The sequence below is a fragment of the Paenibacillus sabinae T27 genome, from assembly GCF_000612505.1.
GTDB lineage: Bacteria > Bacillota > Bacilli > Paenibacillales > Paenibacillaceae > Paenibacillus_AQ > Paenibacillus_AQ sabinae.
The window spans coordinates 1218499-1233062 of record NZ_CP004078.1 but is presented as its reverse complement, the minus strand read 5'-3'; the positions used below and the strand labels follow the sequence as shown (position 1 = coordinate 1233062).

12 protein-coding genes are annotated in these 14564 nt (G+C 53.0%); 5 read left to right on the top strand and 7 right to left on the bottom strand.

Annotated elements, in window-relative coordinates; genetic code table 11:
- The first annotated feature begins 14 nt into the window (after positions 1-14).
- The 4 genes from PSAB_RS26450 (at position 15) to PSAB_RS05475 (ending at position 1898) form a co-directional block, all read left to right on the top strand.
- Positions 15-539 carry a hypothetical protein gene (locus PSAB_RS26450; RefSeq protein WP_025333574.1) on the top strand — a complete coding sequence of 175 codons (525 nt, stop codon included), beginning with the start codon at positions 15-17 and terminating at the stop codon, positions 537-539.
- Positions 540-721: 182 nt separating this feature from the next.
- Complete coding sequence (locus tag PSAB_RS05485; protein ID WP_025333573.1) at positions 722-1234, top strand: GNAT family N-acetyltransferase; 513 nt, start codon at positions 722-724, stop codon at positions 1232-1234.
- A gap of 92 nt (positions 1235-1326) precedes the next feature.
- On the top strand, positions 1327-1653 hold the full coding sequence (gene ytxJ, locus PSAB_RS05480) for a bacillithiol system redox-active protein YtxJ (protein WP_025333572.1): 327 nt from the start codon (positions 1327-1329) through the stop codon (positions 1651-1653).
- Complete coding sequence (locus PSAB_RS05475) at positions 1650-1898, top strand: glutaredoxin family protein (protein ID WP_025333571.1); 249 nt, start codon at positions 1650-1652, stop codon at positions 1896-1898. Before ytxJ ends, PSAB_RS05475 begins: the two co-directional genes overlap by 4 nt.
- 114 nt (positions 1899-2012) lie before the next feature.
- Here PSAB_RS05475 and PSAB_RS05470 read toward each other — a convergent pair whose 3' ends face one another.
- The 6 genes from PSAB_RS05470 to PSAB_RS05445 form a co-directional block, all read right to left on the bottom strand.
- On the bottom strand, positions 2013-3491 hold the full coding sequence (locus tag PSAB_RS05470) for a glycoside hydrolase family 32 protein (protein ID WP_038595585.1): 1479 nt from the start codon (positions 3489-3491) through the stop codon (positions 2013-2015).
- Between the two features lie 20 nt (positions 3492-3511).
- Positions 3512-5761 (bottom strand): GH32 C-terminal domain-containing protein, encoded by a 2250-nt coding sequence (locus PSAB_RS05465; RefSeq protein WP_025333570.1) that lies wholly within the window; start codon positions 5759-5761, stop codon positions 3512-3514.
- A 100-nt stretch (positions 5762-5861) separates the two neighbouring features.
- Entirely contained in the window at positions 5862-7520 is a 1659-nt protein-coding gene (locus PSAB_RS05460; RefSeq protein ID WP_025333569.1) for an extracellular solute-binding protein, read from the bottom strand.
- 117 nt (positions 7521-7637) lie between these two features.
- Complete coding sequence (locus tag PSAB_RS05455) at positions 7638-8528, bottom strand: carbohydrate ABC transporter permease (RefSeq protein ID WP_025333568.1); 891 nt, start codon at positions 8526-8528, stop codon at positions 7638-7640.
- Between the two features lie 16 nt (positions 8529-8544).
- Positions 8545-9564: an ABC transporter permease gene (locus PSAB_RS05450; protein WP_025333567.1), complete on the bottom strand. Its 1020-nt coding sequence runs from the start codon at positions 9562-9564 to the stop codon at positions 8545-8547.
- Positions 9565-9617: 53 nt separating this feature from the next.
- Entirely contained in the window at positions 9618-10586 is a 969-nt protein-coding gene (locus PSAB_RS05445; RefSeq protein WP_025333566.1) for a LacI family DNA-binding transcriptional regulator, read from the bottom strand.
- Between the two features lie 540 nt (positions 10587-11126).
- Here PSAB_RS05445 and PSAB_RS05440 point away from each other — a divergent pair.
- On the top strand, positions 11127-12131 hold the full coding sequence (locus PSAB_RS05440) for a LacI family DNA-binding transcriptional regulator (protein ID WP_025333565.1): 1005 nt from the start codon (positions 11127-11129) through the stop codon (positions 12129-12131).
- 51 nt (positions 12132-12182) lie between these two features.
- On the opposite strand, the gene PSAB_RS05435 is transcribed toward PSAB_RS05440, so the two are convergent.
- Positions 12183-14471, bottom strand: coding sequence for a glycoside hydrolase family 66 protein (locus PSAB_RS05435; protein WP_025333564.1), 2289 nt, complete (start codon positions 14469-14471; stop codon positions 12183-12185).
- Positions 14472-14564 lie beyond the last annotated feature (93 nt).

The following is a 14564-nucleotide window of genomic DNA, read 5'->3' as shown; positions in this document are numbered from 1 at the left end:
AGGAGGAAACAACTTTGAACACCAACATTTCAGGCCAAATCAACCAAGGTGAGCGGCTTATTCAGCAACTGATCAACGAAACACAACAATCCAGCCAAGTGTATCAGCAGCTTCTGCAGCAAGAAGAACAAAACGCAAGACAGCTCGAAGAACTGGCAAACCGTGAGCGTAGAGCGGTTCAAACGATTCAGACGGTTCTGCAAGGCCATCAAACAGCTGTTCAACAGCTGCAGCAAGTCTCGCAAATCTTCCGTCAGGTTGAGCAGCAATCGTTCCAACCGAGCGCATTCGGCTCTTCCTACAGCCAGCCAATGTTCCAAAACCCGGCCATTCCATCCGGCCAATCCTTTGGTTCGCAGCTGGGAACTTCCCCTATCGGATCTTCGATCGGTTCCTCGATTGGATCTTCGATCGGTTCCTCTTCCATCGGATCTCAGCCGATCGGATCTTCGTTTAGCGGATCTGCTTCGATTGGCACCGGCTCCCTGCACACTCCGGCTCAGTTCTCGTCGATGCCCGGCCGCAGCTTCCAACAATAAAACCGTGCCGGCCTGAATAAGGTCCGGTTAACGTAAAGCAGGGACTGTCCTTTTGGCTGCAAGGGCCAAGGCAGTCCCTATTTTGGGTTTGGATGAGGTAAGCCGTCCCTCTCTCCGGTATAATGGATAGCGAATGCTGATATTTTTAATAGCATGGACCGACGGAGAGGAGACAAGCACGTATGACAACTGGAGTTCACATTGAACAACTCAACGGAATTGACAAGGAGCTGGAAGGACAGCTGGGCGATCTGCTCGTTCGGGTCGTGGATGACGGAGCATCCGTCGGTTTTTTGCCGCCGCTCTCCGTAGAGGAAGCGACGGACTATTGGGGCGGGGTTCCCGGCGAGGGCGTTCTGCTGTGGGTCGCCAAGGCCCATGGGGAGATTGCCGGAAGCGTTCAGCTCCATCTGGCCATGAAGCCAAACGGGCTTCACCGCGCGGAAATCGCCAAGCTCATGGTTGATCCGAAGCACCGCCGCCAGGGCATCGCCCGCAAGCTAATGGAAACGGCTGAAGCCAGTGCGGCGTCAGACGGGAGAACCCTGCTGGTGCTGGATACCCGGGGAGGCGACCCTTCCAACCTGCTGTACCAATCGCTCGGCTTCACGGAAGCCGGCCGAATTCCGGATTATGCGCGTTCGGCGAACGGGGAGCTGCATGAGACGGTATTTTATTATAAGACGCTCCGCTAGGCTGTTATACGGATTGCTTTAATTTTGAATCATTGTTACAATCAAAGTTACAATTACAGTTCATTAGCAACTATATTAAGGAAGGTGATCTCATGTCCATTCAGCATCTGCACTCTGCCGGGGATTTGGAGCAGTATATTGCCAAGCCCGGAAAGAAGCTGTTGTTCAAGCACAGCACCACCTGCCCGATCAGCGCAAAAGCATTCGAGGAGTTCCAGTCCTATGTAAAAGATAATGATACCGACGCCGCTGTCGTGCTCGTGATCGAGGACCGTCCGGTTTCCAACAAAATCGCCGAAGATTTCGGCATCAAGCATGAGTCTCCGCAAATCTTCCTGCTTGAGGACGGCGAAGTGCGCTGGAACACGTCCCACTGGAAAATCACGCAGTCGAGCATCAAAGAAGCTGTAAGCCAATGAGTGCTCAGGTCATCGTCTATTCCACCGAGGGCTGCGGCGACTGCAGCCGGGTGAAACAAATGCTTCAGAGTGAGGGCGTCCTGTTCGAGGTCAGAGATATCATGACCAGCGAGACTTACCAGCAGGAAGTGGAGAGCCTCGGCTTCATGGGCATCCCGGTTACCGTAGCGGGCGGCCGGGCGGTCAAGGGATTTAATCGCGGCGAGCTGAAAGATCTGCTTGCTGCGGCGGGGCTGGACAAATAAGTGTGATTGCCCTTAGTGAATTGGAAAGGAGCCTTATTCCATTGTTTACAGTGGAAAAGGCTCCTTTTGATTTACCGTCTTTAACGGATGGCTCAGGCCCTTTAGGCCGAGGAATTACCAAATCGACTTCAAGCCGTATATGCGTAAAGCGATGATTTCAATGCTTCCTTCCTGAACGAACAGCTCCAGCTCCTGATGGGCCGGGTCCGGAAATACCTGATCCGTCAGGACGGCAAGCCCGTCATTTGCGAACACTTCGACAGAGGAACGGTCGGCAAAAATATGGAGCTTGACGATGCCGCCGGAGGGCTTCAGATCCGCCCCGTGTTCGCAGGAGAATTCGGGATGGAAGTCCGTGATGCCGGCATTTCTGCGGTCGATGAACAGATAGCTGCGGCCGGCGTCATAGCCGATTACCGTTCCCTGGCCCTGGGAACCATGAATCCTAAACCCGAACGACGAGGAGTCCGCCAGCTTGATTTCTGCCTCAATTTCCAGCGTATTACCTTGAATACTCTGCAAAAGATTGCCGTCCCCGGCTTGAATCGCCAAATCCTCGAGCTGAAACTTCAGGGTCCGGAGCGTCTCCAGCTCACTGACCGGCTGCTGGCGCAGCCGGATGCCGTCTTCGCAGACCACGAGTTCCAGCTCCCTCGGCAGTGTCATCGCACCTCTCCATCCTTCCGTCGGCAGCAGATTGGCGTATTTCCAGTTGTTCATCCAGCCGATGAACAGCCTCCGCCCATCCTCAGCGGGAACGTCCGACCAGCTCACCCCGGCATAGTTGTCTCTCCCGTGATCGAGCCACAGCACCGTATCCGGCGGATTGTCGCTGATGAAGTTCACACCGTCGAACTCTCCGACAAAATACTGAGTCCGCGAGCCTTCCGCCAGCGCGTCATTCGGGCCGATGCTCACGATAAGCACCCATTTGGACTCGCCGCCGCGCCCCATGACCGGAAGCTTGAACAGATCGGGGCATTCCCACACGCCGTCGTGCGAGCCTTCCGAAGTGCCAAATTCGCTGCCGAAAGACCAATGAATGAGGTCGGGAGAGTGATAGAACAACACGCGTTGTCCGGCGGCAAGCACCATCACCCATTGCTGCCGTTCATTGTCCCAGAACACCTTGGGATCGCGGTAATCGATGTGCCGCTCGTCCTCGAGCACCGGGTTGCCCTCATACATCATCCAGGTTCGTCCCTTGTCGGTACTGTATGCAAGGCTCTGTCTCTGGCGCGGGCCCCCACTTACCGGGTTCGTATCGTGATGGGTGAATATGGCTACGAGACCGGAACCCCCGCCAAAAAAGTCCGTCGTATCGTGCCGGTCCACTACCGCGCTGCCCGAGAAGATCGCGCCGTTGTGGTCTGGCTTCAGCGCGATGGGAAGCTCTTCCCAGAAGACTAGATCCTTACTTACCGCATGCCCCCAGTGCATTGGACCCCACACCGAGCTGTGAGGATGGTATTGATAGAACAGGTGATATTCTCCCTCGTACCAAACCATGCCGTTGGGATCGTTCAGCCAGTTCGCCGCCGGCGAATAATGAAATTGCGGGCGAAACGTTTCACAGTATGATTTTGTAAGCACATCTTCATCTCCTTTTCTCTTTACCAGGAATACGCCGGAGTCATCTCCCAGACTTCCATATCGACGTGCTCCACCGGTCCGTCTGCCCATAGCAGCAGGCCAAGCGCATCCAGCCTCGACGGATAAGCCCGGGTGGTCAGACTCTTCAGCCCGCCTGCATAGCATTCGATCAGCGACCGGTCCACAAAAATATGCAGATGCAGGTCTTCCTCTCCAATCGGAAGCAGTCCTCCCTGTATTCCCCGTGTCCGTTCTCTTTCATCGAGCGTCGTCTTGGTCCGGTCAACCTCAAGCCGCTGCTCCGGGCGATTGAACCGGATCACTGTCTCCTCCGCACCGTCCGGCGATCGGCGAAGGGAAATACCGAACTGCTCCGCCCGGCAGGAATGAAAGCTCAGTATGATTTCCAGCAGGTCTCCGCTGACATCGGCCAATTGCCGGTTAATCTCTTCCAGACTGCTTCCGGCCGCGGATAACAGCCGTCTGCCCCGAAGCCGCTCGGTTTCTTCCACCGGCTCTACGCCAAGCCGCCCGTCGGCCCGCAGAAACAGCGATACCGGCATGCCCGCACCGTGCGCCCAGCCGCAATCATAGTCGATTTCCGGCGTCCGTTCGCCTTGGGCAATCGTAAAGACGAGCGAGCGTCCGGTCCGGGGATCAACCATCCCGCTTGGTCCCGTGAAATGAAAATCGCCGACGTCAATCAATCCCGGTTCTTCATCATCCGGTGTAAATCGGCATGTTTCGCGGTCCCACACTCCGACCCAGTAGTTGACCTCTACCTTGGCGCCTTCTCCCCAAGGACTGATGAGCAGGACATGCTTGCCCGAACTTGCCGCTTCTTTCCCTTCCAGCGGAAGCGGAAGCAGAACGGGAAGCTCCCAGGCCTTGCCGAGATACGGGTATTTGGCGTAATCGCTGATATATAAAGGCCCGCGGCACTCCCAGTTGAGCATGTCGGAGGAGACGTAGACGAGAGCCGTCCCTCCCTCTTCTTCTCCGCCCGCGCCCGTTCCGACAAGCATATAATAGATTCCTTCTTCACTCCAGACAAAGGGATCGCGGAATTCCCCGAACAATCCGGCTCCCCGCTCCTGTCTGACAATCGGGGAAGGATGCTTGAGCCAGGTTTTCAAATCGTTATCCCCATCGGCAGGATAGGCGCTTTGCGCAATACCGATGGACTGATTCGGGGTCTCTCCATTGTTCCCGATGGTGTAGAACAGCACCGGCATGCCATCCGGGTCGTAGGCGGCGCTGCCCGACCAGATGCCGTCCGGGTCAAGTCCGGCTTCCGGACTGAGCGCGGTCGGTAAATCCCGCCAGTGAACAAGGTCAGGGCTGACCGCGTGCCCCCAGTGAATATGGTGATAGAACGGGCCATTGGGGTTCTGCTGGTAGAACAGATGATATTGGCCGCCGAAATAAAGCGGCGCGTGGGGCTCATTCATCCAATGTCCCGGCGGGTTCATATGAAACTGCGGCCGGTGCCGATCAGCGGCAAAATACGAACGCGGGATTTCCATAGCCTCCCGTTGGATGGACGGGATCACGCCTTCATACGGCTGAAGATCCTGCTCATACTGCCGGCGGATCTCATCTTCCGTCAGCGCCGAATCATAAATGGCCAGCTCGTCCATCCAGCCATCGTAGTGGTTCATAATGAAGGACTCCGCCAGAATGACGCCGTTATTATTGCGCCCGATGAGCAGGTCGGCGCTGCTGGGCGTGATTTTCAAAGGTTGATCGAGAAGGGTCTCCGCTGTTTTGCGTCCGTTGAGATAAATCGATATCCGCCCTTCGCTCCCTGCGAAGACGGCGCTCACAAAAGACCACCTGTGCAGAGGGACCGGCTCGGAAGACCAGGTCTCCAGCCACTCGCCGTCCACTCCCGCCTGGAGCGACAAGGCTCCGTACCTGAACAGGCCCAGAATATAGCCTTCCTTCTTCTCCCGGTTATGCTGGTTCACAATGGCCGAAAGCCGGTTCTCCGCTCCGTAATCATACGTCCTTGGGGCAAGCCAAGCTGTTATCGTGAGATTCTCCACCGGCTGCGCGGTCTGCCCGGCCAAGCGGCGGATGAACGTGGAATAGCCGTCAAAAGACAATGCTTTTCCCTTAATTCCTTCAGCCCAGACCGGGTCCCTCGGAGCCTGGAAACGCCCTTTGCCGAGTGCGAATTGTACAGTATCGGCTTGGCCGGATACCGATTCCGCGGCTTGATTTCCCTGGCCTTCGTCAAAAGTCCAGTATGCGATCGGCTTCTTCACCTTGTTCTCTCCATTCTTTCCGCGTTTTTAAGAAGGGACAAGCCAGAGCGTTCTGACGTTCCGGCTTGCCCCATAAGAATGCGGATTTCTCAAGCAGCTGTTATTTCTGAGCTTGCAAGTAACGGTCGTAGCCGTCCTGATACACCTTCATCAGATCCTCGATACCCATTTTCTTCAGATCGGAGACGTATTTATCCCAGCCTTCATCGACGCCGCCGTCCATCAGAAATTGGGCGCGCATTTTGTTCGTGTAGGTCTGGATTTCCGGTTTCAGGCGGTCAATGGTCTGCAGCTCCTGATCCGTGAAGAAAATAAGCGGGAAGTGCTCTTTTTCCATCTGTGGAACGAAAATATTCTTGATGTCGTCCATCCGCTGCTTCGCGCGCGGTTCCGGAGCGACTACCTTCTCAAAATCTTCACCTGTAATGACGCCTGCTCCACCCAAAGCGACTGTCCGCCGGAATTCGCCCGGGTTCTCGATATCTTTCTTCTGAACGAGCAGTCCGTTCGCGTCTTTCTCAAACCATGTGCCGATCGGTCCCCAGTGAACTTCCGCGGCTGTGACCGGATCGTACAGTCTGTCGAGCCACTCGGCGGTAATTTCCGGATTCTTGTTCGCTTCCGTAATTACCGTGCCGCCTCTGCCAATCGCTGAACCGTTATTCCATTTCACCACCATGTCTTTAAACGGAGGCACGATCGGGTAATGGTCATCCCGCTCCCCGCCCACTACGTCGGTATGGTCCCACCACAGGAACGAGCCGAGCGATTCATCTTCCGTCTTGCCTTTGGCCAGGTACTGGGCATCGTTATGCGTGAAGGATTCGATATCGACCAGACCTTCTTCAAACCAGGTGTGGAAATATTTTACCGCCTCTTTGTATCCCGGCTGCATAGCGGCATAGTATACTTTGCCGTCCTTAACGTTCAGATGCTCGGAGAAGGTGTTGTTGCCCGGCTGATATGTTTTGTCGGGTTCTCCGAACGCGCCGAACAGATAGCCGATATCCCCGGTCCAATAAGCGTTGATGAAGGAGAGCGGAATTTCGTCTTTCTTGCCGTTCTTGTTCGGGTCTTTATCTTTAAACGCTTTCAAAACGTTGTGGTATTCTTCCAAAGTCTTTGGCATCTCAAGTCCGAGATTTTTCAGCCAATCCGAGTTGATGTAGAGGAAGTCCGGATTCGCGCCGATGTCCTCCTGCCCGCTTCCCAGCTCCTCGCCTACAGGCAGGGAATAAATGTTGCCGTCCGGGGCCGTAACGAGCGCTTTAATGTCCGGGCGTTTGTCAAACAGGGCCTTCAGATTGGGCATATGCTTGTCGATCAGATCGTTAAGTGGAATGATGGTTCCGTCCTGGCCGTAATGCAGCAGCTCGGTGTCCGTAAAGCCGGCTCCGAAGAACATATCCGGCAAATCTCCGCTTGCCAGCAGCAGGTTTTTCTTCTGGTCGTAGTCCGTATCGACGATCGTCGTCCAGTCCACATGGACATTGGTATCTGACTCCAGTCTCTTGGCCAGTTCAAAATCGTTGAAATCGCTTGGCGCGAGCGCCGGACGCTTCGCCACCGCCTTAATCGTCAATTTGTCCTTAAGCGGGAAGCCTGCGGCGTCGCCGCTTGCATCACCCGCCGGACTCGAAGCCGACGGAGCCTTCGATGCCGCCGGAGCATTGTTTGAAGCGTTATTGCCGCTGCAGGCCGTCATTACGACGGAAGCGCACAGGAGCGTACTGAGAACTATGGACATTTTTCTATTCATTAACAATCAAACCTCCCTTTTATGATGACTGGCCCTATAATGACGCTTGCCACCGGAATATTCTCCGGGCCTCACCTCCCTTATAGCTCGTGGTGGAACAGCTTCGAAGCCATAAGCTCATCCCTTGACCGAACCGATCATGACCCCCTTGACGAAATAGCGTTGGAGCAAAGGATAGAGCATAAGCAAAGGGAGAGCCGCCACAATAATCACGCCGAATTTTATCAGCTCGGTCACCTTTTGCTGGGCTACCAGTGTCGTAATATCCGCCAGCATATCCCCGGATGGCTGGTTCTGGATCAGGATGTTTCTCAGGATCAGCTGCAGCGGATACAGATGGGAATCGTTCACATAGATCAGAGCGTCGAAGAATCCGTTCCACTGCCGGACCACGGCGAGCAGCACTAGCACGGCGATGATCGGTTTTGACAGCGGCACGACAACGCTCCAGATATACCGCAGATTGGTGCAGCCGTCGATGGATGCCGCCTCCCGGAGCTCATCGGGCAAGCTCTGGAAGAACGTCCTTGCGATAATGATAGCGAACGCGTCCACCGCTCCGGGGAGCACAATCGCCCAAATCGTGTTGATCATGTGAAGATCTTTAACCAGCAGATAAGTCGGGATAATTCCTCCGTTAAAAAAGAGCGTGACCGCAAAAATCATCATGAAGGCGCTCCGGCCGTAGAGGTCTTTACGTGACAGCGGATAGGCCGCCATAACAGTAAGCACGGAACTAATGACTGCCGTGAGAGCGGCGTAAAACAAGGAGTTTCGGTAACCGGTCCAAATCGTACTGTCGCTGAAAATCCGCTGATAGCCGTCGAAGGTAATCGCCTTGGGCCACAGCCATACATTGCCCGCGTAGATTTGGTTCGGATCACTGATAGAAGCGATTACGATAAAGTAAAGCGGATACAAAATCATCAGCGTAAATCCGCCAAGCACGATAAAGTTGAACACATCGAAGGCAATGTCGCTTTTGAGCTTGCTTTTCGTTCGAAACATGTTCCATTCCCCCTTTCTAGAATAATCCGTTTCCGCTTATTTTTTTGGCCGTCCGATTGACGATGAGCAGAAGCACCAGGTTGATGGCCGCGTTAAACAGACCGATTGCTGCAGAGAAGCTGTACTGTGCGCGCTGGATGCCGATTTTGTACACATAGGTCGAAATAATCTCCGACGCGTCGATATTGAGGTCGGTTTGCAGCAAGAAAGCCTTTTCAAAACCAACGTTCATCAGGTTGCCGACCGCCAGAATAAACAGTACGGTAATGGTGGGAAGAATGCCGGTCAAATCGATATGACGGATTCTTTGCCATTTGTTCGCTCCGTCCACGACGGCGGCTTCATGCAGATGCGGGTCGATGCCGGCCAGCGCGGCCAGATAGATAATGGTGGCGAACCCCGTCTCCTGCCAAACCGTACTCATGATATAAATCGGGCGAAACCATCCGGCTTCGGACATGAACAGCACCGGCTCTCCGCCGAATGCTCCGATGATATGATTGATCAGACCGCTGTTGGGCGAAAGGAACACGAGAATCATACCGGCAAGCACCACGGTAGAGATGAAATAAGGCGCGTAAATGACGGTTTGGACGAATTTCTTCAGCTTCTCCCTTGCCAACTGATTCAGCAGAATCGCGATGATTACGGGAATGGGGAAGGAGATCAGCAGGTTCAGGAGGCTAAGCAGAACCGTATTCTTGATAATCGTCCAGAAGTTATAGGATTCAAAAAATTCCTTGAAATACTGAAACCCTACCCAGGGGCTGCCCCAGATTCCGGCGCGCGGCGTAAAATCCTTGAAAGCGATCTGTACGCCGTACATCGGGATGTACCTGAAGATAATAAAGTACGCGACAGGCAGAACAAGCAGCAAGTACAGCTCCCAATTTTTCCGGGCAGATTTCAGCTTTCTCATGTGCGACTCCCATCTTTTGGCGGCACGCCGTCCCGGCAGATTCGGAAGCGCCCGCATCGGCGCGGACATCGGACTTCCGTTTGAGGCCTCCATTGATATTTTCGATTTAGGTTCCATTGATCCGTTCCCCCCTTATTCTTTTGAAACGTTTCCAATTAGTTCTAAAAAAATCAGGTTGTCTCTCCCGCCCGATACGTTACAGGGATCTGGTAGACTTCACGGTCCAGCGTTTCTCCTTCCGCTTTCTTCAGCAGCAGCCTTACGGCCGTTCTGGCCATTTCCTCCACCGGCTGGCGAATCGTGGAGAGCAGCGGATGGAAATAAGGATGATCCTGTATGCCGTCATAACCGATGACCTTCACATCTTCCGGAACGCGAATACCGGCTTGCTTGGCTTTCTCGATATATTTGGCTGCAGCCATATCCGTGATGGCGAATACACCGTCGATGTCCTGATAACGGTTCAGAAACGTGCTGTAGTACTTATCCTCATCCCGGAGCGGATCGGGTTCCTCGTACACTTCATAGGGCACGCCCAGGATTTTGGCTTCGTGTACGAATCCTTCCTTCCGAAGCATGGTCTCACTGTATACAAAAGGCACATTGCCGAGGAACGCGGGTTTCTTCACGCCGGCCTTCACCAGTTCTCTGAGCGCGATCCGACCTCCCTCGAAATTGTCCGAGGTCACGCAGGTGATCTTCTTGTTGAAATGCCGATCGATGCTGATCATCGGAATGTCGGTGCTTACGCTGTTCTCAATATCGTTATAGGTGATTCCGACAACCCCCGCAACCTTGTTCTGCTTCAGCATATCAAAGTAATACAATTCCTTCTCGGGCTTGCCGCCGCTGTTGCAGAGCATCAGCTTGTAGCCCTCCCGGTCGAGCTCATCTTCAATATAATAGGCAAGCTCGGAAAAGAACGGATGCCAGATGCTCGGCAAGAGAAGTGCAATCATCTTCGATTTCTGCATTTTGAAGTTGCGGGCCACCTCATCCGGCACGTAGTTCAATTGTTCGATCGCCGCCTTGACCTTGGCACGCGTTGCCGGTTTAACCGCTCCGGCATTATTGATGACTCTGGAAACCGTGCCCACTGCGACTCCTGCTAAATTGGCTACATCTTTGATACTGGCCATATGACTTCCTCCGCCTTAACTTCTTTGATAGCGCTATCATAACATGAGTTTGGAAACGTTTCAATAGAAATTTTGAATCGTTTCCACTTTTTATTTTTTCCGGGTGAACGAAAAGGATGAACTAATGGGAGTGATAGCGGGCACAATACTCCTAAAATTAAGAAACGGGGGTATTTCCATGTGGAAATGGACGGTTATCATGATGCTTATTATCCAAAAGGTGGCCCAACCCGCATAAATGTACAGTTAAAATCGAATGAAAAATTGACATTAGTGGTTAACGGAGATTTTATTCTTTTTGGTGGGACACAAGTATATTTGCCCGAAATTCACGAACTCACGAAAAGCTGGAGACGTTCATCCTGAATTTTCACTCCATCCGTTGACAGGGCCCAACACCGGCCTTATAGTTTCAGTAAAGCGTTTACGTTGATTTTCGTTATGAATATCGCAGCCTAATAGGGCTGACCCAGACCGTAACAGCATAGTGAGAAAATCGCTTAACAGGCTAATTTCAGCCGCATTTTTGGAGGAACCTGAATGAATCCCACGATTAAAGATGTCGCAAAAATGGCTAATGTCTCCATCGCCACAGTCTCCCGGGTGCTGAACAATTTGGGAGGATACACCGACAAGACCAGACAACGGGTTAACGAGGTCATCAAAGAAATCGGTTATCAGCCGAATGCGATCGCACGCGGTCTAATCAATAAGCGGACGCAGACGATCGGCGTTCTATTCCCGAATGTTTCCAGCTCCTTCTCCTCCGAAATTTTGCAGGGGGCTGAAGATTTCGCGCATGGCCGCAACTACAGTATCGTGGTATGCAACACGGATGGTGACGGGAAGCGGACGATGAAGTATTTGCAGCTGCTCAGGGAGAAGCAGGTGGACGGCATTATTTTTTCCAGCAGCGAGTTAAGGGACGAATACCGCGCAGTTATCGGTAATATGAAAATACCGGTTGTGCTTATCTCTTCGCAGAGCAATGATCCCGCCATTCCCTACGTCCGAATCGATGATTCTCAGGCCGCATTCGACGCAGTGGATTACCTCGTAGCCAAGGGACATCGCAAAATCGCCATGATCAGCGGCGGCAAGGAGGATGTCTTGACTGGCACCCCGCGCGTGCAAGGATACTTGAGAGCGCTTCAGAAGCATGGGATTCCTTTCGACGAACGGTATCTCGTGTACGGCGACTTCCGGTTTGAGAGCGGGTGCAGGGAATTTGAGAATTTGCTTCGCACCGTTCCCGATCTTACCGCCGTCTTTGCGGCCAGCGATGAAATGGCGATCGGAGTGCTGTCTGCCGCTTACAAGCATGGAATCAAGGTTCCGGACGATATTTCCGTCATCGGATTTGACGGGCTGCAGCTGTCCAGCATGGTGGTTCCCCCTTTGACAACGGTCCGGCAGCCGCTGGTTGAAATGGGCCAAATGGCTTCGGAAATTCTGATTCAAATGATTGAAACCGGCCAAACGGCCACAGGACAAATAGTCGCCCACTCCATTGTAGAAAGACAGACGGTAAGGACGCTTGCGTAAAGAAAACCCTCCCGTTACCAAAAATAAAGGGAGGGTTTTGCGCTGCTTCGATTAGTTTTTAACCAGTTTCACGTCATCGATTTGTATGGACGTCGATCCCGGAGAGTTCACATAGAAGCCCACATCGACCTGCCCTCCGCTCACCGTCACGTCAGCTGTATACTGGCGCCAGATTCCGTCCACCGTAAAGTTGGTGTAGGCGCCGTTAACTTCGAGCCGGGCGGAGGAAGGCTGTGAGCCGTACGCTGTCGCTTTTACCCAGGCCGTAACCGTATAGCTTCCATTGCTTAGTCCGGTTTTAATCTGATGGACGCTCTGTTGGTAAGCGTTTACATTCCAGAAAAAGAGCTTCTTGCCGCCTTCATGAACATCACTGCCGTCAATTCCGTACGCTGCCGCTTGACCGCTTGGATGCCACTCGGTCCACCCGGTCAGATCTCCGCTCTCAAAGCCTCCATTAAGCAGCAGATTCGGCTTTGGGGTAATATAAATCATGTCCCAATATTGCAGGGTCGGCACAGTAAACTGAACATAATTGCCGTATCCGTCGGAACCGGCGGTGAATGGAAGCTGATGGGTTTTCCCGTTGTCATAGTCCGGCGAAGCATAATTCACCTGTCCTACCGGACCGTTCGTATAATAATATTTAACCGTAATGTCGGTTTGGGGAGACGGTGCGGGTTTGGTCGCATCTTTGTCCCGGACAGCGGTATCGGTAATTCCAAGCTGATTGATCATCTGGATGACTTCGTATCCCTTGCCCGCCTTGGTGAAGGTCCATACCTTGTTGGCATCGGAGCGGGTACTGGAAGCAATGCCGGGCAGCTCCACCCGGTTATTGGTATTCGCCAGACCATCACGCAGCAGATTCTCGTAAGCGACGGCAAAATCGTATTGCGCCAGCAGTTTTTTCTTCAATTCATCGTACATGATCAGGTGCTTGTTCGGGAAATATTCGTGATCGAGCATATTAAGGTTGTCGCCAAGCTCAAGATGCTGCGCGCCCATGGCGAATATTCCGGCATCGGCCAGCAGCACGGCGGGCGTATTGAAATGACCGGGATTCAAATCCTGAAATTGTTCCTGGTAATTATAGTTCATATATAACGGAAATACGGAGGCTTTTCCGCTGAGCGAGGTCTGCGTATCCAGAACATCCTTGATATTGGACAGATCTCTGTCGTCCCACAGTTCCGTATACATCAGATCCACATTCGCATTCGCCGTATCGGCGTAGCCGTAGGTATTCACGTTGTTGAAGATAATCGTCTTGTTCGGCATCTGCGACTTGGCGTTGTTAAGCAGAGAGGCAAAACCGGAGGACTGATTAATCGGATTCCCATTATAATCGTACTTGCTTGTATCCGGAAATTCCCCGACCTGATCCACATGCCAGCCGTCGAAGGCGAAGGCATTAAAGACATCCTTTTGTCTGCTGATGATGTAATTTTGCCAGCTCGTATTGGCGGGGTTCATGAAATGGATTTTAGAAGTGGCCCAACCGCCCGGCAGCGGGAAGCCCCATTGCGTGGTATGATTCGTATCGGTGTAGATCCCCCATGATGGCTGCACCCCCGATCCGTCCGTATCATAACCGTCAAAAGCGCCGTACAGCAGATTGTAAGCCATAGCCGACATATTGCTGCTGTGTGCGAAGCTAATGTAATCGGTCAGCGTTTGCTTGTAGATCGTCCGGTTAGCCACATCGTTCCAGGTCGTGCTCGGATTTGAAACCGTCCCCGAGAGCGGAACATGATGCTCCCAGTGCCAATCGTAATATTGCAGCGCGTTAATATGATATTTGGCCAGCTTTTGGATCGTATCCGAAGAAGCGGCGGAGCTTTGGGAATTAAAGACGGACAGATAACCGTAACGGGGGAACTTGGTCCAGGAGGAAGACACATCAGCCGCCGTATTCAGGTTGTCGAGTATATTGCCGGACGAGTCCCTGACCCACGCTTCGATCAGATAACCCTGATAATCCGTGCTAGGCGGCTGCCAGGAAAAGGTCAGAGTACCCGTTGCGCCGCTGCCAAGCGAGAAGGTCTGGGCTTCCATGCCGACTTCCTGCTCCAGATGCTTGTAATACAACGTAACCGTCGCATTGCTCAGCGATCCTCCCGTATCATTGGTTAGCTTAGCCGTTATCGTCACCGTCTGGCCGGGATTGTACCGGGGCAAATCCGTACTCAATTCCGTAATCACACTGCCCGCCAAGAAAGCGAATACCTTAACCTGACTGATAGCAGCAGAGGCAGCAGACAGTATCAGCGCCATCATCACCGTGACTGCCATCATTCGCTTTCCTAAGAACTTCATCGCAGACACCTTATTTTTCATAAAACACCTCATTTTTAGTTTAATTGATCCTTGGCACTCATAAGAAAGCGTTATCAATCATAGGCATCACCCCTTCCCCAAAAAAAGAAGCTC